The sequence below is a fragment of the Cytophagales bacterium genome (genome assembly GCA_033344775.1).
GTDB lineage: Bacteria > Bacteroidota > Bacteroidia > Cytophagales > Cyclobacteriaceae > JAWPMT01.
In genome coordinates this window covers 122453-141901 of record JAWPMT010000004.1, presented here as the reverse complement: position 1 = coordinate 141901, position 19449 = coordinate 122453, and the positions used below count along the sequence as shown (strand labels likewise).

Here is a 19449-nt window from a genome sequence, read left to right as displayed (position 1 = left end):
CTTTGGATGTTATTCCTTGCTTGATTGCTACTGCATAATCGATCGAAATGACCATAAAAAAACTACAAAGATTGGTGCTACTTCTGGTGCTGATCGCTACCCAACAGGTTCAGGCTCAACGTCCTAAAACTTACCATTCCGGTGAGGTGAGACAAATGCTCAAAAAGCTCAACGTACTGGGGACAGTACTATATGTAGCGGCACATCCCGATGATGAGAACACGAGTATGATCGCCTATTTCGCGAATGAGGAACTTTATCGTACCGGTTATTTGGCTGCAACCCGCGGGGATGGCGGACAAAACCTGATTGGTTCCGAGATCAGAGAAGGGCTGGGAATTATCAGAACGCAGGAGCTACTGGCGGCCCGAAGAACCGATGGTGGGCAACAGTTCTTTTCCCGCGCCAATGATTTTGGTTATTCAAAGAACTCCAATGAAACCCTGACCATCTGGGAGAAAGAAAAAGTGCTTTCGGACTTTGTGCGGGTTTTCCGTAAGTTCAGACCTGATGTCATTGTCACAAGGTTTACTCCAACCCGGGGAGGGCATGGACACCACTTGACTTCTGCGATCCTGGCGCAAGAAGCATTCAAACTGTCTGGCGATGCCGAAGCGTATCCGGAGCATGGCCTGGAGCCCTGGCAACCTTCCAAGATCTTCTGGAACACCAGTTTTTGGTTTTATCGCGGACAAGAATTTGATACCACGGAAATGGTGTCCGTAGATGTAGGAAAGTACAATCCAAATCTGGGACAATCCTATACGGAAATCTCAGCCTTGAGTCGTAGTATGCACAAAAGCCAGGGTTTTGGTAGTACAGGAAGAAGAGGAACCAGCAAAGATTGGCTGGTGCAATGGGAAGGAGAAAAATCCAAAGAAGTTTTTGGGGGACTCGATGCGACCTGGTCACGTGTGGTTGGAGCCGAGGAGGTGGCAGAATACCTGCAAATGGCGGAAGATAATTATAACCCACAAGACCCTTCTGAGACCTTGATGGCTTTGGCCAAAGGAAAGCGGGCATTATCTCGATTGCCGGATCAATTCTGGAAGGAAATCAAATTGAAAGAGATCGATCAGACCATTGCGGCTATTTCAGGAATGTACTTTGAAGTAGTGGCTGATGATTACGCCTATGTACCCGGAGATTCCATTCAATTGCGACTGGAAGGTATTTCACGTATCGGCAGTCAGTTTAAGCTAAAGGAAGTACGGTTCTCACCCTGGGATAAAACACAAGATTTCAACTCAGAACTCAAAGCCAACCGGCGGTTCAATCATGATTTGATGATGAAAATTCCAGACGACATGCCACTTTCCCAACCCTACTGGTTGCGGGAAGCTTCGTCGCTAGGTATGTATACGGTCAATGATGTCAACAAGATCGGATTACCAGAAAATCCTTCGGCGATGAACGCAACTTTTCTGGTTCAATTGGAAGATCAATTCCTGGAATTCAACGTTCCGATCGTTTACAAGCGAAATGATCCGGTCGATGGAGAAACCTATCGTCCCATTGCGATCACGCCACCAGTCATGGTAAACATGGAAAGTGAAGTGCTGGTTTTTGGAGATAACCAAAGCCGACCGATTGCCGTGACAGTTACTTCGGGGAGAGTCAATACCACTGGAAGATTGCAGCTCGATTTACCCAAAGGATGGTCTTCTAAGCCGGAGTTTCAAGACTTTGATCTTTCTATAAAAGGCGAGGAACAGATATTTACCTTCAGTATTACCCCTCCGAAAAAAGCAAATGTCAATTTCGTTTCAGCTTCAGCAACGCTTTCAGATGATTCCAAATGGAACAAAGGCATCAATGTGATCGCCTATGATCACATCCCTACGCAAACCACGTTCCCTGAATCAAGGGTAAAATTGGTGAAGCTTGACCTGGAGAAAGCCGGAGATAAATTGGGATATATCGCCGGAGCAGGAGATGTGGTGGCGGATAACCTTCGTCAAATTGGATACGAAGTAGATGACCTGGTTAAGGAAGACATTACGGCCGAAAACCTGCGCCAATATGATGCAATCATCCTGGGCGTACGGGCGTTCAATACGGTGGATTGGCTGTCATATAAGAATACGGATCTTTTCAAGTACGTCGAAAATGGTGGTACCATGCTCGTGCAGTACAATACCAACCGCAGGATGGTTACTCAGCAAGTAGCCCCTTATGACCTGACGCTCAGCCGTGACCGGGTAACGGTAGAAGAGGCTGAAGTTCGCATGTTGGCACCTGATCATCCTGTTTTGAACAAGCCGAATAAGATTACATCGAAAGATTTTGACGGATGGGTACAGGAACGTGGACTGTATTTTCCAAATGAATGGTCGGATGAATTCACTCCTATCCTGAGTTCAAATGACGAGGGAGAGACCCCCAAAGATGGTGGTTTGCTGGTGGCTAAATACGGAAAAGGACATTATGTCTATTCCGGATATTCCTGGTTCAGAGAGCTGCCTGCAGGCGTGTCTGGCGCTTATCGCCTCTTTGTTAATTTAATTTCACTCGGAGACGATAAACCCTCCAACTAGCATTTTATGAATTATATCGATCTCTTCGTCCTTGGAGGTACGTTGATCTTTATTGTGGCCTATGGTGTTTGGAAAACCCGTGGGCAGCAAAGTATGGACAGCTACCTAAGAGGGGACAATACGTTGAAATGGGGTACCATCGGATTGTCTGTGATGGCAACTCAGGCCAGTGCCATTACCTTTATTTCCACACCGGGTCAGGCCTATGAAAGTGGGATGGGATTTGTACAGAACTACTTTGGACTGCCGATTGCCTTATTGATTGTATCGTTTGTATTCATCCCCATATATTATAAGCTCAATGTCATTACCGCTTACGAATACCTGGAAAGCCGATTCGATGCGAAAACCCGTGCCTTAGGGGCATTCTTGTTCCTGATCCAGCGAGGATTGGCGGCAGGTATTACGATTTATGCACCGGCGATCATTCTTTCTTCTATTCTGGATTGGAACCTGAATTTTACTATTATCGTGACTGGTATTCTAGTGGTCATTTATACAGTCTCGGGAGGTACTAAGGCGGTCAGTATTACGCAAAAACAACAAATGGCTGTGATCATGGGTGGGATGTTCCTGGCATTCTTTATCCTGATCAACTATATCTCGGAATACGCTTCATTCTCGGAGGCTTTTAGCATTGCCAGCGTCCTGAACAAAACGCAGGCCATTGATTTTGATTTCAGTTTTGAGAAACGATATACGATATGGTCCGGAATTGCCGGAGGTCTCTTTTTGTCCTTGTCTTATTTCGGGACAGACCAATCGCAGGTACAACGCTACTTAGGGGGCAAAGACGCCCGAGAAAGTAAAATGGGCTTGATGTTCAATGCGATCTTCAAGATCCCAATGCAGTTATTCATCTTGTTTGTGGGGGTGATGGTGTATGTCTTTTACATCTTTTACACACCACCTGTTCACTTCAAAGAGCAGTCATTGGAGCAAGTACACGCTACGGATAAAGCAAGGCAATTAGAGTTATTAGAAACTGAATATGCAGTGGCAATGGAGGAGCGCAAAGTTGCCGCAGTGGAATACATTGAATCAGGAGATCCACGTAAACTGCAGACCTTAGATAAATATTCTAATAAACTCCGTCAAGATACCAAGGATCTGATCACCAGTGTAGATCCTGAGATCGCCACCAAGGATTCGGATTATGTGTTTCTGACGTTTATCCTGAATTATTTACCACATGGGATCATTGGCCTATTGATTGCTGTGATCTTGTCAGCAGCCATGTCCAGTACTTCCTCGGAAATCAGTGCATTGGCTTCCACTACAGCAGTGGATTTTTATAAGCGATGGTTCAAGAAGGAAGGTACGGATGCACATTATCTTCTGGCCTCAAAAGGGCTGATGCTACTATGGGGTATCCTGGCCATTGTATTTGCACTTTTGGCGCAGAGTTCGGAAAACCTGATTGAGGCAGTCAATATCGTCGGTTCAATCTTTTATGGGACTATCCTGGGTATTTTTCTGATTGCTTTCTTCTTAAAATTCCTGGGAGGCACCGCTACTTTTTACGGGACCATTCTGGCACAGGGAGTAGTACTGGCTTGTCATTTCCTGGCACAATCGGGGATCATCCAGATTGGCTATTTGTGGTACAATGCCATAGGATTAGGGGCGACCATTCTATTTGCAATGATCATCCAGGCCATTCTGCATAAGCCTTCGGTAAAGACCGATGAATGACATTAAGGCCAAGTGGGATCATTTGCCAAGATTATCAGAGGACTTTTATACCCGTGATGATGTAGTCCGGATTGCTAAAGACTTGATCGGTAAGTATGTTTTCACCCAATTTCAACATCAATTAACCGGTGGGCGAATTGTAGAAACGGAAGCTTATTCAGGTCGATTTGATAAAGCTTGTCATGCCTTTCTTAAGCGAACCAAACGGACGGAAACCATGTACCAAACCGGAGGAATTGCGTATATCTATCTGTGTTATGGCATTCACCACATGTTCAATATCGTGACGAATAAAGAAGGTTTGGCGGATGCGGTTTTGATCCGGGCTGTTGAACCGGTGATTGGATTAGATACCATCATCGATAGGAGAGGAGGCGATAAGAAGTACACTTTGACGAAAGGACCGGGTTCTCTGGGACAGGCTTTGGGCTTTAATAAGTCCCAGACAGGAACTTCATTGATCGAGAGTGAAGTCATGTGGTTAGCGGAAGACCCTAAGGCAACTCCACTGGAAATGGAGATAGATCGAAGGGTAGGAGTAGATTATGCGCAGGAAGATGCCTTGTTGCCCTGGCGCTTTTTTGAAAAAGGCAGTAAATGGGTGAGCAAGAAAGTGCAGAAACCGTTGATCCTGGCAGACTCTAAATAAAACATTTAAAAAGGCTTTTATTCCCTCTTAAAAAGAGGGTGAAGGGAGATTTTAAAGATGATTTTTTTAAATTTTTAAAGTACCTAATTTCAAACGCTTAAGAAGACCTTTCAAGAGATAGAAGACAATATGCTACTACTAGACTCAACCACCAAAGACCTTGCTCCATGGCTTAATGCCTTTCAGGAACAACTACCTGGGGAAGTCTGCCTTTGGGAAGATTTGAAGGACCCCTCAACAGTGGAAATGGCTGTGGTTTGGGGGCACCGGGAAGCCTTGTTTAATCACCTTCCCAATTTGAAGGTGGTGGCCTCTTTGGGAGCAGGCGTTGATCATATCGTAAGTGATCCCCTACTACCCAATCAGGTGCAAGTTTCTAAAGTAGTCAGTGAACACCTCAGCGATCCCATGAGTAATTTTTGTATCGGGGCGGTGATGTATTTTCATCGGCAGTTTGATAGATATCTGGAGGACAAGAAAAATAAGATCTGGGACCAACAATTTGATCCGGAAGTGCCGGTGCGTATTGGTATTCTGGGGTTGGGAACATTAGGTACGGATTTGGCGAAGAAGTTGAGCTACCTGGGTTTTGAAGTACATGGACTAAGCCGTAGCAAACGGCAATTAGGGGGTGTTAAAACCTACGTTTTCGAAGAGATGAATACCTTTCTCGGAAACATCAACCTGCTCATTGCTATGTTGCCTGCTACGCCTGATACCAAAGAAATTCTGAACAAGGAGCTATTTGATAGACTACCGGATGGTTCCTTTCTGATTAATGTAGGTCGTGGCCATCACCAAAAGGATGCCGACATATTAAGTGCCCTTGATTCCGGTAAACTGAACGGGGCTTTTTTGGATGTATTCCCGGTCGAGCCTCCAGCAAAAGATAGTCCGATGTGGGATCACCCCAAAGTATTCATTACGCCGCACATTGCGGTTGTTACCAAATTGGAGGCGGCTGTTCCACAAATCGTAGAGAACTATCGCAGGATGAAAATGGAGCAACCGTTGTTGAACTTAATCGATCGGAAGAAGGGTTATTGATGTTTTGGGAGCTTTACTTTTTATTCTGATCTAAGGGCAGTCACAGGGTTGGAGGCTGCCGTTTTCATGGCCTGTATACCAATGGTCAATAGTGCCAATACCAGTGTAATTAAACCGGTTACAATGAAAATCCACCAGGATAGATGGACCCGGTAGGCAAAACCATCGAGCCATGTGTTGAGTAACCACCAGGATACGGGTGTGGCGATTAAAAAAGCAGTGGCAATCAATCTTAAGAATCCACTGGAAAATAGGGTCAGGATATTGGAAACAGAAGCTCCAAGCACCTTACGAATTCCCATTTCTTTGATTCTGGATGCGGCAGCCGAAATGGCTAAACCTAGCAGACCTAAACAAGAAATGACCATTGCCAGTGAAGCAAACGCATTGGAAAGTTTATTGATGATCATTTCGCTGTTGTACAGGGCACTGTATTCATCATCCACAAAGGAATAGGCCAACGGAAAATTGGGATTAAACTCTTGAAAAGCTTTTTCCATACTGGATAGCGCCTCAATCGTTGCTCCTGGTTGAGTTTTTACCAGAATTAAACCAAAATCCAGGTCTTCTTTAACATCCACGATCAGTGGCTTGATCGGATCATGCAAAGAGCTTGCGTGGTAATCTTTCAGGATACCGATGATCGGTCCTCGTTTATCCCAGGCAGATATCCATTTACCGATTGGATCGGTCATGTTCATTTGTTTAAGTGCGATTTCATTGACCATGAAAGCAGTGGAATCGCTAGCGATCCGTCGATCGAAATTACGCCCCTCTTTAATCTGCAGGTTCATGATCTCTACAAAATCATATCCTACTGAAGTAGGTAAGAAACTTACTCCTTCACCTTTCGCTTGTCCTTGCCATTCAAAAGGAGGCATCATTTCAAAGCCCATGTTATGAGGCGCTTCGCTACTACGATCGACAAGCTGGATGCCCGGCATCTGTTGAAGCTCTTGTTTCAACAGCAAGTATTGTTGTCTTTCTGTGAGCTTTCCTTCGATCCGGACAGCTATCAGGTTCTCCTTGTCGTATCCTAAATGGGTATTTTGAATAAAATGAGTTTGTCTGGAGACGACAATGGTGGCAACCATCAGCAGCATGGAGATGCTGAATTGCAAAATGACCAGCCCTTTTTGCAGCCATGCAGACTTGCCTTTGGGTTTGCTATTTCGTTGCAAGACCAAATTTGGTTTAACAGACGAGAGGAATAATGCTGGGTAGAAGCCTGAAACACATCCGATACTCACTACCAGCATTAAGATCAATGTCCAAAAAGACGCCAGGTGCAATGGCATTATTAAATGCTTGCCCGTAATCTCAGAAATGATCGGCTGGAAATTCCAGGTAAGCATCAGTGCCAGTATCATAGCGATCACGGTCATCAGGATAGACTCAGTCAGCGACTGCATGATCAATGAATATCGAGAAGAGCCGATTACTTTTCTGATGCTCATTTCTTTGGCTTTTTTGATGGATTGAGCCGTCACCAGATTCATGAAATTGATACAGGCAACCAGTAAAATAAAGAAGGCCACAACGGAGAAGATTCGGATATACTCAATTCTACCGTTCAGCGGTTTTCCTTCTACAAAGTTGGAGATGAGGTATTGATCTTTAAAGGGTTGAATGCCTAGTGTAACATCCATCTCCCAGGAGTTTAAGCGGTCTTGCAAGAAATCCTGAAGCTTTGCTTGCAAAGCCTCAGGGCTGGCTGATTTTTCCAGGAGAAGAAAGGTGTTGATACCACTGCTGGAGAGCAGAATATTATCATTATGGGTCAAGTCCCAGTTGATCAAGTAATCAAATTGCAAACTGCTATTGTCTTTCACATCCTCAAAGACCGCAGTAATGACGAAATCTCTGACATTCTCGTAGCGCAAGGTTTGTCCCATAGCATCCGAGTGTGAGTCGAAGAATGATTCGGCCATACTTCTGGAAATAGCAATCCCTGATCGTGTAGATAGTGCCGTTTCAGGATCACCTGCAAGCAGAGGGAAAGAAAACAATCTGAAGAAGCCTGGACCTGCTACGGAGCCTTCAAATTTTTGCCGTTTGTCTTTCAATCGAAACGTACATGCGTGTCCCCAGGGCAACTCGTAGGAGGTAGCGTATGTTGTGGCTTCTCGAATTTCCGGGAATTGTGCTTTGAGCTCATTCGCTAATATTTTCGAGCCATCCATATTAGTATCTACATAATTGAAAGGTATTTCATAATTGCCGTATTTCCCCTGTGGCGTTGTTTCTGTGAAGTACACTGTGTAGAGCTCCTCAGCGTGCTTATGAAATTTGTTGACAGATGTTTCAGCGTCAATCCATAAGTACAAGCATAAAAAACATGTGATACCGAGTGCCAGACCACCGATATTGATCAGGGAAAGTGTTTTGTTGCGAAGGATACTTCTTGTTGAGGTCTTCAAATGTCTTTCGATCATGGTAAGGTGGTTTGGATTGTCAATGCGGATTCGACGGGAGAATTGGGGGCGGAGGTAAGCGAGCACTTCCCTAAAATAGAACCAGAAGAGCATCACCTTATTGCTGGAACGTACTTTTCTCAACTGATAACGTTCGTGCAGATTCCCCATGATTTCTTCCAGCTGATCCGGATCACAGCAGACTTTTAGTATTTGGTCCAGCCATCTTGGAGGTAGGTAAGGTTTGTTGCTCTTGCTCATTTTTGGAGAGATTGAATTTCAGGAATGGCACCAGGAGCAATACGACTCCATAAGGTTTCACGTATTTGCCGTACTTCTTCGAGTATCTTTCCTCCGGCAACTGTGACTGCATATAACCGCTTTCTTCTCCCGCCTCGTTCGGCAGTGGATTCGCCCATTCGGGAAGTTAAATAGCCCTTCTTTTCCAGCCTCTGCATGGCGGCATGTGTAGCACCTGTGGTGATGGTTCTTTTCAGGTCTTTCTCAAGGGCTTCGGCAATTGCTACACTATAGGCGTCCGGAAACTGCGTGGCGATGGTCAATAATACGAGTTCCTCAAACTCTCCTAAATCACTTCTTCTCATCGAATCATGTTATTACTTCTATTTCGGTATAACAAATAAGAGGCCAGATTTTCAAAAAGATCATTTAGATGCTGAAAAAGCGGTTTTTGAGAAATGGTAGGATATTGAACTGTAGCGTTTTGAACAGTTTTTCCTTTAAATCGGACACTGTCACGTGCCTCTTACAGAAGTCATGAAGAAAGCTTAGGGGCTTTTTATGATTCACAGGACTTCCAAATCCTCAATTCAACTAATTTTACCACTCAATAGATGAAGAATTTGTTCGTTGGTGTCGGTGTATGATCAGATCCGCTAGTTTTTTGCTTTGTATGATGACTGTGCAATTTGTTTTTGCGCAGGTTGCTTTTGTAGGACAATCCCAGAAAATTGATTCGCTGAATAGTGTTTCGGATGAAGGCTTCCTTCAATTAAGTCAGGATTTAGAAACACTTTACTTTACCCGATCCAAAAGCCCTCAAAACGTGGGCGCGTTGAATAATCCGGGCGGGATCTGGCAGAGTTCATTCGGTGAGGGAATTTGGAACCCGCCAGTCATATCAGATATTGAAGATCCTGGGGTAAAGGGAGTTATCATTGGAACCGATCGAGGAGATAAGGTACTTTTCGCCGAAATCAAACCTAATTTCAATACATATCAGACGGAGTTGTACACGGGTTCCAAAACGCAACCCATCAATCAGCGACCGCTGGAGATACCTTATTTTCTCAACGAAAGTGACGTCATTTCCGGTTACTTGTCGGCAGATGGTTCCATTCTTTTGTTGAGCCTGGAAGGGCGGGCAACCTATGGGGTCGAAGATATTTACGTTAGTTTTCGTCAGGGAAATGGATGGACTTCTTTGAAGAACTTAAGTTCTGCGATCAATACCCCTTTTCAGGAGTTTACTCCGTTCCTGTCCCGTGATAATGAGAATCTTTATTGGTCTTCCAATGGTCGGGATGATGGATTGGGTAGTTTTGATATCTATACTTCCAAGCGTCTGGATGATACGTGGCAGCGATGGTCGGAACCAGTCAACCTGGGACCATGGATCAATACGGAAGGGGCAGAGACTTCCTTTCAATTAGGAAGAGAATACGCTTATTTCATTTCTACACAAAACAGTGATGGTTACGGAGATATTCGACGGATCAAGTTGAAAGATGTCATTGACGTTTCCGAAGATACTGATTCAATCGCCATTCCAATTGCAGAATCCACCTCGATCACTTTCAACCTGAAAGACGAGGAGACCAATGAGACTGTAACGGCCAAAATTCTGGCGAAGAGTACCTCTGTGGACCTCTCTCTTGAAGCAGCCAGTTCTTTTGAATTACCCTATGCGATCGGAGAAGACATTCAGGTGCTGGCAGAAGCACACGGCTATATGGTGATGGAACAGATCATTACCAGTACAGAGCTGGATTCCGTCAATCAAGTGGATTTGATGATGGTGCCTTTGACTGTTGGGCGTACGATACAATTGGATCATGTGTTGTTCCATCGAGGGACAGATGACTTTATCGAAGGATCGCAGGAACAGTTGGATCAAGTCGTAAATATCCTAAAGGAAAATACAAGCCTTAAAATTTTGGTCAAAGGGCATACCGACAATCAGGGTGATCCAAGCCGAAACCTGGCTTTGTCCGAAAGGCGTGCAAAAAAAGTCAGGGACTATATTTTGAGACAAGGGTTCACCAGCAAACGCGTTCAAGCCAAAGGCTACGGAGGTAATGCACCACTCCACTCGAATGCCCAGGAAGAAACACGTCGCCTGAACCGGCGGGTAGAGTTTACGATTATTGAATAGTTTAGGGGTACACAAAGTTGAATCTCCGATGAATCCAAGAAGGTTCTTTCATGCCATTAGTTATTTGCAGTATCCAATAATGGCCTGTGCCTTGTATTTCTATGTTCCTTTTATTCAGAAGTTGTTTGCCACACAAGAGTTGGATTATCAAAATCTTGATTACTTCTTGATCATGCTTGGTGTGGCCTTAAGCTTTTCAACATTACAGGATACCACCAAAACACAGAACAAGCTTTCAAGAAAGGTCTGGGAAAATCCTTTATTTGGTAAGGTATTTCTGATTGTTGTTGCCATTTCAACTTTTCTGATGATTTTTTCGGGGCTCGTTTTTATCGTCTTGCCGATTGAAAGCATTTTAAAGGATATGGCTGTAGGCCTTACAGTCCTTGGAATAGGCTTTCTTGGTGTACTCAAAGCAGCCATTGAGATGTTTGAAAACCATCGCCTCGATAAGAACCCAAAACCGGAATAATCACTCATCTGCTTCGATGATGGTTTTCGATTGAATGATCAAAGGAAGTCGGAATCTTGTTTTAATGGGTTGTCCATCGGCGGTCGCGGGTTGCCACATGGGCATGTTTTGCACTACTTCCTCAATCTTCATAAATACAGAGTCAGCTGTCTCAATGGACAACTGAATACCAGAAGGTCGACCGTCCACTTCAATTGCGAAGGAGATTCTCAATGTATCTGATTCATTATTCGAACCTAATAATTCCTTGTTGATGAATTCCGTCAAATATTGATACAAGCTGTCATAACCCACCGTTGGATAGGCGCGCACAAATTCACTCGGAACAAAATTGGGTCGCTTTGCTATTGAGTCTTTGGACGTTTCCGTGGTTGTTTTCATTGCTGGCTTTTCTTCCAATTGAATGGTATCGGAGGCGGCAGCTATGCTGGCCCGATAGATGTCACTTTCTTCTTTACGATCCACAGCAATCTTTGGTGGCTGCTCAACAATAGGGTCAACCTCCACTGGCTCCTCTTGTTCAGTTTGGGTAGTCTTAACAAGATCAGGCTTCAGTACCGGTTTGATCTTTTGGATGCCAGACCAGTCAAAAGTATTGGTCCGATTGATTGTTGGTCCATAAGGAGCAGTATTATTCGGAACCTCAGCTGCACTTTCTGAACCACCATTTATTTTGAGGAATGTAAGCAGTAGCAATAAGAGGATCAGGAGCGTAGTTCCGATGGCGATCCTGATCGCTAATTTTCTTCTTCTGACTCTGCGGTTCAATGCCTTAAAGTCACGCTTCGGATAATTGATGACCTCATTCGAAGGATCATCCCAGACAATTCTCACGCTATGTGCTTTATTCTTCGACATAGTCTTCTCTCAGTTTATGGATGGTCCTTTTTACTCGCATTTTCACAGCCCCTTCCGTCAGATCACATAGTTCAGCAATGTCTTTGAAGGGCATGTTTTCATAAAATCGCAATTCCAGAATAGAAAGGTCCTTTTCCGGCAATGCGGAGAGGGCCTGTTCCAGATGCGATTTATCAGTTGGGTTAATTCCCCCAGGTTCATCGATCAGCTCACGCAGCAAATCGTCTATACTTATGACATATTGTGCGGACTGATTTTTTCGGAAATACATACGTATCTCATTCAAAGCAATTTTGAAAAGCCAGGATGAAAAGGTCAGACGATCCTCGTCATAGCTCCTTATTTTCAAAAGTGCTTTGTAAAACGTCTCTGAAGTGAATTCTTCGGCGAGTATTTCGTTGGCTACCTTTTTGTAAGTAAAGCGGTAGATGCGGTTGAAATACTGATCATAGATTGCTTCAAAGTACTTGGAGTTTCGTTTACTTTTTTTGATCAACTCCCGTTCCAGAGCCAGACTCCAGGGTTCTTTCACACGTTAAAAATATCTAACACCATAGACCCGAAGCTTTTCGCTCTTATTTTTTATGACAGCCTCGCCTGAAAAAACATTCATGGCATAGGCATTTTCAGCATCTATCTCAGTAGAAGTCCAAATCAGTGAACCATTTCCACTAAAGTCGCCAGATCGATTGAATGCTGTGATGTATTCTTGTGCCTCTTCAATCGAAGGTAAATGCCAGTCCGAATACCCGTTGATGGATTCATTATAAACCGTATAAGTACTGAATGGCTTGTATGTTTCATCAACCTCTATATCTGAGTTAGACTCATCCAACATTTGTGTAAGGAGATTAATGGTATTGGTTCTTCCTTCACCAATTCCGGTGCCGGAGGCGCCAATAAGTTCACCTTCAAATCCCCAGGACTGATCTAATCCAGTTTCGAAAGTACCGGGTGTCGGATCTGTGTATTGTGACCAAATGAATTTTTCTGATATTTCCATGTATCGCCAATCGTTAGCGTAGCTTCCTTTATCATAGATGACCAATCCGGCTTGTCCGGGGAAACGTACTTGAATTTCCTGATTCAAATTGCGGATGTACAACCTGGCCTGACCTAAGAACCCATTGAAATCACTCAGAACATCTACATGGATATAATCGAAATTGTCTGGTAAAGTGAGTAAAATCTCTCTAGGGTCCTCGCCGGGTGTAATGATCGCCTCACTTTCGGTAGACCAGGAGACTTCAAAGTTCATGTCTTCTTTGGAAGTCACTCGGCCATTCGAGTAGAATGCACTGTAGACTTTGATGGTTTCTCCTGGAGCGGCCACGGAGCTACCGCAAATATTGCAAGTCGTTCCGCGGTATTGCCCGACCCGGTTGATTAATTCATCATAGCAATCACCTACGCTTTTAATAGATGATTCTACTTGTATTTCAATGGTGGGGATTTCCCTGAAGGGTTCATTGAGTGCTTGTTCGCATCCTATGACCAGGATGACAAGCAAGGCCATGAAGGCGGTTCTTAATTGATACATGCGGTGAAGTTTAGTGTGTTATTATAAATATTCTATTTCCTAGTATGCACACCCATTCAAAAAGTAACATGGCAATAAGAAAATAGTAAAAAAATTCCCCGACGTATGCCGGGGAGTTTCATGTGTTAAAGTTTAACTAGTCAAATAGTTATGTAAAGGAGAATTTGTTCTACATCAAATCTTTAAGTCGTTTAACCCTAGAAATAGCGAACACCGATAGTTTTCAGCTTTTCATTTTTCTCTTCTACACTTACTTCACCGGTAAACAAATCGATAGCAAAGGCATGATCTGCATCTACCTCTGTTGAGGTCCAGATAAAGAGTCTTTGGGTTTCATTGGGGTCTTCTGAAAGAGTTTCATTGTTTTGAATGAGGATCTTTGCTTCTTCTAACGACGGAATGTGCCAATCAGAAAATCCATTTTGAGAATGCTCAGAAGCGATCCAGGCACTTAAGGTGTTAGCCTGATTGGTCTGATTTTCGGGATCAAGAAAATGATTTACCAATGCAACAGTATTCGCTTTGCCAGTGCCTATTTCTGTGCTTTCGATACCCGTTCGCTGATCCAGTGTTCCCCAGGCCATTTCAAAGCGATCATCTGTATTATTTGATCCTACAAAAAATTGAGTTGTTTCCATGAACTGCCACTCATCGGAGCGAACCCCTTTGTCGTGAATGACTCGTCCTGCTTGACCTGGATCACCGATTTCAATGGGTTGAGTCGCGTTACGAATGGTGAGAAATTCACTTACTGCTAGTCCATTGCTGGCCAGGTTTTCCAGTTTGATGACGACCTTGTCAAATGCTTCTGGCATCTGCAGCTGGATCATTCTTGGATCATCTGTCGGGGTGAAGTTCGCATTCCCTTCTACCATGGTCCAGATGATGTTATAGTCAAGATTTTCAAATGTTTGAATATTGGCATCATGAAAGTACGCTACGCCATAAACCGTAATGGTTTCTCCGGGATTTGCTGAAAAACTGCTACAAATCGAGCAAGCGGTACCTGTAAAATCCTCTCCAAGTCCGATAGTCATTTCCTGATAGCAATCAAAAGTACTGTTGATCGAAGATGCTGTCTGGATCTCCAATACGACCGATGGTTCCATGACTTCATCGATTTCCTGTTCACAGGAAGATAATATGATGATCGAAGCGATCACCAACATGCTAAATTTTTTCATAAGGCGGAAGTTTTAGTGTGTTTTCAAATTACTTCTGCCTGGTTATATGCGGGGATTTGAAAAAAGTAACAGGGGAGGGGTAAAAAAAAGACCCCAGCTTTCGCCAGGGTCTTTGCTATGATCTATTTGGGATTTGATCAGTTCAGATCAAACCTATCTGCATTCATCACTTTGGTCCAGGCTGCGATGAAGTCATGTACAAACTTCTCTTTGTTATCATCCTGGGCGTATAATTCAGCGTAAGCTCTCAAGATAGAGTTAGAACCGAATACAAGGTCAGCGCGAGTAGCCGTATACTTCATTTCACCTGTTTTTCTGTCCTTACCTGCGTAAGCGTTTGCTCCTGTAGGCTCCCATTTGTAAGCCATGTCTGTCAGGTTTACGAAGAAATCAGTGGTCAATGCACCTACATTATCAGTGAACACACCGTGCTTCGTTCCACCATAATTGGTGCCCAATACTCTCATACCACCGACCAAAACAGTCATTTCAGGAGTGGACAATCCAAGTAATTGCGCGTGATCCAACATCATTTCTTCTGCAGTAGCTGCGTAAGCTTTCTTCTGATAGTTTCTGAATCCATCAGCGAAAGGTTCAAGTGGGGCAAAAGAGTTTTCGTCAGTCATTTCCTGAGAAGCATCTCCTCTTCCGGCAGTGAACGGAACAGTGGCATCCACTCCAGCAGCTTTGGCCGCTTGCTCAATACCTACATTTCCAGCCAATACAATGACGTCAGCCACACTTGCATTGAACTCTTCAGCGATAGGCTCCAGTTTAGCCAAAACGCTTGATAATCTTGCTGGCTCGTTTCCTTCCCAGTCTTTTTGAGGGGCCAATCTGATTCGCGAACCGTTGGCGCCACCTCTCATGTCAGAACCTCTGAAAGTTCTTGCACTATCCCATGCAGTAGCAACCAAATCTGATACGGAAATACCTGCATCGGCGATTTTCGCTTTTACAGCATCTACGTCATAACCAGCATTCCCAGCAGGAACAGGATCTTGCCAGATCAGGTCTTCACCAGGTACTTCAGGTCCGATGTATCGAACTTTTGGACCCATGTCTCTATGTGTCAACTTGAACCACGCTCTGGCGAACGTTTTAGAAAAGTACTCCTGATCATCTTTGAATCTCAGAGAGATTTCACGGTAGATCGGATCCTCTCTCATGGCCATGTCTGCGTCAGTCATCATCGGCATGGTGCGGACAGAAGGATCCTCCACATCTACAGGCATGTCTTCTTCTTTGATGTCCTTAGGCATCCACTGATTGGCGCCAGCAGGACTTTTCTTCAATTCCCACTCGTGCTCAAACAACATTTTGAAGTAACCATTGTCCCACTGAGTAGGGTTAGTTGTCCAAGCACCCTCGATACCACTGGTAATGGTATGACGGCCTACACCACCATTTTGGGAGTTACTCCAGCCGAAACCTTGCTCTTCTATTGATGCACCCTCTGGCTCTGCACCCAATTTGCTGGCATCTCCATTTCCGTGTGCTTTACCTACAGTGTGTCCACCAGCAGTCAAAGCAACTGTCTCCTCATCATTCATCGCCATTCTGGCAAAAGTCTCGCGGATCTGTGCACCAGTCTTCACTGGATCGGGGTTTCCGTTCACACCTTCTGGATTCACATAGATCAATCCCATGTGAACTGCTGCCAAAGGATTCTCCAAAGTCGAAGGATCATCCAGATTTTCATATCGATTTTCACTAGGCGCCAACCACTCTTTCTCTGCTCCCCAATAAATATCTTTTTCAGGATGCCAGATGTCAGGTCTTCCGTAAGAGAAACCATACATCTCTAATCCCATTGTTTCATATGCGGCATTTCCTGCCAGGATGAACAAGTCTGCCCAGCTGATCTTGTTGCCATATTTCTTTTTGATAGGCCACAACAGTCTTCTTGCTTTGTCCAGACTGGTGTTATCAGGCCATGAGTTCAAAGGTGCGAATCTTTGATTACCTGTACCTGCGCCACCACGTCCATCAGAAATTCGGTAGGTTCCGGCTGCGTGCCAGGCCATACGGATCATGAATCCACCGTAATGTCCCCAGTCAGCTGGCCACCAATCCTGGCTATCTGTCATTAAAGTATGCATGTCCGCTTTAACAGCATCAAAGTCAAGATCTTTCACTGCTTCACGATAATCGAAATCCTCACCATAAGGATTGGTTTTCTCGTCATGCTGGTTCAGGATGTCAAGGTTCAGCGAATTAGGCCACCAGTCTTTGTCGGTGGTGCCTGTGGAAGTGTTTCCACCATGGAATGGGCATTTTCCAATGCCATTTGAGGATGTGTTATTTTCCATTTTTAGATCAATAAAAGAATGATTGGAGTGTAAATTTGGGATAATATTTATTTATAATTTTTATCGACACATAAGTAATGCTTATGACGCTGGCACAATTAAGATACGCCATCAATTTACAGAAATACGGATCATTTAAGAAGGCTTCTGAGAAGCTTTCTATAAGTCAACCAGCTTTGAGCCTTCAGATTCAGAAACTCGAGAATGAATTAGGTATTGGTTTATTCGACAGATCTTCGAACCCAATTGTGCCGACAGCCGATGGGATCACCTTTCTGGCGCAGGCTGCGGAAATTATTGCCAGTGTGGATCACCTGCAAAGTCGTACCCTAAATCTCAAAAATGAATTGGAGGGAACTTTAACTTTAGGCGTCATCCCAACACTGGCACCATTTCTTGTTCCACTTTTCATTGACCAACTGCAGGAAGCATTCCCCAAGTTTAAATTAGATATCCATGAAATGATCACGGAAGATGTGATTACGGAGGTAAGAGGGGGATTTCTGGATGCAGGATTGATCTCTACACCCGTTGACGTTTATGGCATTCGATCTATTCCCATTTTTTATGAGCGATTTTTCTTCTATACCTCAGCGGAGGCACGAGGGAAGAATATCGGCTTGGAAAACATTGATTATGATAGCCTCTGGCTATTGAATGAAGGGAATTGCTTTCGGGATCAGGTGAACAACTTTTGTGACCTGACCAAATTACAGGAGGGGAGGTCTTTCAATTATCGCAGCAACTCCATTGATGCTTTGATTAGGATAGTAGATACCAAAGGGGGAATGACCATTCTTCCTGAACTAACGACCTTAAGTCTGGACGAAAATCAGGAAGAGAACATTTCACCGATTGTAAAAAAGGCACGAGAGATTGGGGTCATTACCCAAAAGACTTCACTGAAAGAGCACTTTGTGCAAAAACTAATTGACTTCATCAAAGAGAACATTCCGGGTAATATGCTGTCCTCAGAAGGTGTAGAAATTGTAGATCCCGGGATTAAGATGAAGTGAGCAGGCTGACTTAGTGTTTCTGTTTTAATTTATTTTTTGCCTCTTCCAGGCTGTAAACCCGCCCTGCTTTAATGTCTTCCTCAGATCTCAAAGCACGCTTTATCATCAGTTGTTGCATGATGGTGTAGTGTAGTTCTTCGGGATGTTTTTTGTTTGATTTCATATCGAGATAAAAAGGAAAGTAGATGACTCAAAATAGCTTGTTGTTGATGTCACATTTCGACAAGCTCAATGTGACAGTATCTACTTTGAGACATCTTACTTTCACTACGGGTGGTTCTTAACAAGAAAGGCGCATTAATATTTTTACTCAACCCATAGGAGGGACGACATAGAAAAATTCTTCGCTGACGATTTTTCCATCAGCTACTTTGTAAACACAGATCTCTGTTTCTTTCACTCTGCCACGATCTTTAAAGGTGACATCATAACCCATCATCACTGAGAAGTAGTCATCAGCGATCAAAGGTTCAGACACTTCGCCTCCGTGGGATTCCTCTATCATGCTAGCAAAAATTTCACCCTTCTTTTTGATTGCATCCATCCCTTTCACCACATTATCTGGCATGCCTTCAGGTTCGATACTGACACAATCCGTGTGATAGAGTTCTTTTTGGGCTGTATCCCAGTCGCCGACTTTACATAGTTCTACGAGTCGATTTGCAATGTCTTTGATTTCCATGAGTTTTTGATTTAGATAATGAATACTAATATAAGTAGTAAATGTAAATAAAAAGCTACTATTATTAGTATTTATCTAAATGGAGAAACAAAAAAAGCCCAGCCATGAAATCATGACAGGGCCTATGTTTTATATAAGTCAGTATTTACAACGCTGCTAAGGCTGAGTCGTAATCTGGCTCATTGGCTACTTCAGAGACCAGTTCCGTGTGTTTCACCACACCTGATTCATCCACAACTACAATTCCTCTTGATAGTAAACCGTTAAAAGGGCCATCTACCAATCCGATGCCATAAGATGCTCCAAAATCATTTCCTTTTTTGAAAACCGATACGGCTTCAACGGATTCAATGCCTTCTGCACCACAAAATCTTTTCTGAGCGAAAGGTAGGTCTTCGGAAATGCAGAGAATAGCCGTGTTATCCAGTGATGCTGCCTTCTCATTGAATTTTCTCACCGAAGTAGCGCAGGTATCCGTATCCACGCTAGGGAATATGTTAAGAATGACCTTCTTTCCTGCATATGCAGATAATGAACTTTCAGAAAGGTCTGTTTTTACAAAACTGAAATCCGGTGCTTTTGATCCTACTTCGGGAAGTTCACCAGACGTATTGGAGGGTGTACCCCCAAGGGTTACATGTGCCATTT

Annotated in this window: 16 protein-coding genes; 7 read left to right on the top strand and 9 right to left on the bottom strand. The window is 43.8% G+C overall.

Going from position 1 to position 19449, the window contains the following annotated elements; translation table 11 throughout:
* The first annotated feature begins 47 nt into the window (after window positions 1-47).
* From R8G66_09620 to R8G66_09605, 4 genes are all read left to right on the top strand, one after another.
* A complete protein-coding gene (locus tag R8G66_09620; protein ID MDW3192615.1) occupies window positions 48-2537 on the top strand; it encodes a PIG-L family deacetylase in 2490 nt (829 codons plus the stop codon).
* Between the two features lie 6 nt (window positions 2538-2543).
* Window positions 2544-4232 carry a sodium:solute symporter gene (locus tag R8G66_09615; protein MDW3192614.1) on the top strand — a complete coding sequence of 563 codons (1689 nt, stop codon included), beginning with the start codon at window positions 2544-2546 and terminating at the stop codon, window positions 4230-4232.
* A complete protein-coding gene (locus tag R8G66_09610; GenBank protein MDW3192613.1) occupies window positions 4225-4881 on the top strand; it encodes a DNA-3-methyladenine glycosylase in 657 nt (218 codons plus the stop codon). The genes R8G66_09615 and R8G66_09610 overlap by 8 nt, the downstream gene beginning before the upstream one ends.
* Before the next feature lie 129 nt (window positions 4882-5010).
* The gene (locus R8G66_09605) at window positions 5011-5928 is read left to right on the top strand and encodes a glyoxylate/hydroxypyruvate reductase A (protein MDW3192612.1); all 918 of its coding nucleotides are present in this window, start codon (window positions 5011-5013) and stop codon (window positions 5926-5928) included.
* 20 nt (window positions 5929-5948) lie between these two features.
* Here the strand turns inward: R8G66_09605 and R8G66_09600 are convergent, their stop codons facing one another.
* Window positions 5949-8603 carry an ABC transporter permease gene (locus R8G66_09600; GenBank protein ID MDW3192611.1) on the bottom strand — a complete coding sequence of 885 codons (2655 nt, stop codon included), beginning with the start codon at window positions 8601-8603 and terminating at the stop codon, window positions 5949-5951.
* Complete coding sequence (locus R8G66_09595) at window positions 8600-8947, bottom strand: helix-turn-helix transcriptional regulator (protein ID MDW3192610.1); 348 nt, start codon at window positions 8945-8947, stop codon at window positions 8600-8602. The genes R8G66_09600 and R8G66_09595 overlap by 4 nt, the downstream gene beginning before the upstream one ends.
* Window positions 8948-9255: 308 nt before the next feature.
* On the opposite strand from R8G66_09595, the gene R8G66_09590 reads away from it, so the two are divergent.
* A complete protein-coding gene (locus tag R8G66_09590; protein ID MDW3192609.1) occupies window positions 9256-10737 on the top strand; it encodes an OmpA family protein in 1482 nt (493 codons plus the stop codon).
* A 28-nt stretch (window positions 10738-10765) separates the two neighbouring features.
* Window positions 10766-11209: a hypothetical protein gene (locus R8G66_09585; protein MDW3192608.1), complete on the top strand. Its 444-nt coding sequence runs from the start codon at window positions 10766-10768 to the stop codon at window positions 11207-11209.
* Here R8G66_09585 and R8G66_09580 read toward each other — a convergent pair whose 3' ends face one another.
* The 5 genes from R8G66_09580 to katG form a co-directional block, all read right to left on the bottom strand.
* Complete coding sequence (locus R8G66_09580; GenBank protein ID MDW3192607.1) at window positions 11210-12067, bottom strand: hypothetical protein; 858 nt, start codon at window positions 12065-12067, stop codon at window positions 11210-11212.
* Window positions 12054-12599 carry a sigma-70 family RNA polymerase sigma factor gene (locus tag R8G66_09575; GenBank protein ID MDW3192606.1) on the bottom strand — a complete coding sequence of 182 codons (546 nt, stop codon included), beginning with the start codon at window positions 12597-12599 and terminating at the stop codon, window positions 12054-12056. The genes R8G66_09580 and R8G66_09575 overlap by 14 nt, the downstream gene beginning before the upstream one ends.
* A gap of 3 nt (window positions 12600-12602) precedes the next feature.
* Window positions 12603-13607, bottom strand: a complete 1005-nt coding sequence (locus tag R8G66_09570) for a hypothetical protein (protein ID MDW3192605.1) — start codon at window positions 13605-13607, stop codon at window positions 12603-12605.
* 197 nt (window positions 13608-13804) lie between these two features.
* Entirely contained in the window at window positions 13805-14791 is a 987-nt protein-coding gene (locus tag R8G66_09565; GenBank protein MDW3192604.1) for a hypothetical protein, read from the bottom strand.
* Window positions 14792-14928: 137 nt separating this feature from the next.
* Window positions 14929-17103 carry a catalase/peroxidase HPI gene (gene katG / locus R8G66_09560; GenBank protein ID MDW3192603.1) on the bottom strand — a complete coding sequence of 725 codons (2175 nt, stop codon included), beginning with the start codon at window positions 17101-17103 and terminating at the stop codon, window positions 14929-14931.
* A gap of 83 nt (window positions 17104-17186) precedes the next feature.
* On the opposite strand from katG, the gene R8G66_09555 reads away from it, so the two are divergent.
* On the top strand, window positions 17187-18119 hold the full coding sequence (locus R8G66_09555; GenBank protein MDW3192602.1) for a LysR substrate-binding domain-containing protein: 933 nt from the start codon (window positions 17187-17189) through the stop codon (window positions 18117-18119).
* Between the two features lie 310 nt (window positions 18120-18429).
* Here the strand turns inward: R8G66_09555 and R8G66_09550 are convergent, their stop codons facing one another.
* Window positions 18430-18801, bottom strand: a complete 372-nt coding sequence (locus R8G66_09550) for a nuclear transport factor 2 family protein (GenBank protein MDW3192601.1) — start codon at window positions 18799-18801, stop codon at window positions 18430-18432.
* 145 nt (window positions 18802-18946) lie between these two features.
* Window positions 18947-19447, bottom strand: a complete 501-nt coding sequence (tpx, locus tag R8G66_09545) for a thiol peroxidase (protein MDW3192600.1) — start codon at window positions 19445-19447, stop codon at window positions 18947-18949.
* Window positions 19448-19449: the final 2 nt, after the last annotated feature.